Annotated in this window: 2 protein-coding genes; both read left to right on the top strand. The window is 38.2% G+C overall.

What is annotated here, in order from left to right:
- On the top strand, window positions 1–339 hold a 339-nt coding region (locus tag HMPREF3066_RS12770; RefSeq protein WP_210385697.1), incomplete at its 5' end, for a hypothetical protein.
- A 3-nt stretch (window positions 340–342) separates the two neighbouring features.
- A partial coding sequence (locus tag HMPREF3066_RS13315; protein ID WP_210385696.1) for a hypothetical protein occupies window positions 343–578 on the top strand: 236 nt, incomplete at its 3' end.

Here is a 578-nt window from a genome sequence, read left to right as displayed (position 1 = left end):
AAGGTGGTAAGGGTGAGGGCGCCGTTGGTGGTAACCATTCCATCGAATGTACCTGTGAAATTACCCGATTTCAAACAAATCTATTCGGGTCGTTATATTTTGAGAGACAGAAAAACTCAGAAAGTCGTAAGAAACCGTCCATATACTTTAACACTGGAGGATGGTAGTCAAATTGAAGGAATAACAAACAGTAAAGGTGAAACGATGATTGTTAATACGTCATCACCGCAGAAAGTTGTATTCGAGCAGGAGAAAAAAACGAAAAAAGAACCGCATCTGTTGCATATTGCCGGAGGGGGAACGATTAAATTACATTTTGAAATTTTTGATGAGGAATAATTTATGGCAATGATTACTCGGCTAAAAGTGCATAAAGAATACGCCGATATAGAACTTGGAGACTTGGGATATTTGTATATAGTATGGGAATTTGTTTTAAGGTTTTACAATGGCAAATCGACTAAAAATTTAGATGCCTTCAGTGGATCTTGCAGTGTAAAAGGTAGAAAACAAAACGGATTCGACCATGTAGTAAACCTTACCGAGCGAATGACCGGATATTATTGGCCGTATAAGCC

Origin of the sequence: Neisseria sp. HMSC03D10 (assembly GCF_001807625.1) — a bacterium.
Classification (GTDB): domain Bacteria; phylum Pseudomonadota; class Gammaproteobacteria; order Burkholderiales; family Neisseriaceae; genus Neisseria; species Neisseria mucosa.
This window is presented reverse-complemented; position numbering and strand designations above follow the sequence as displayed.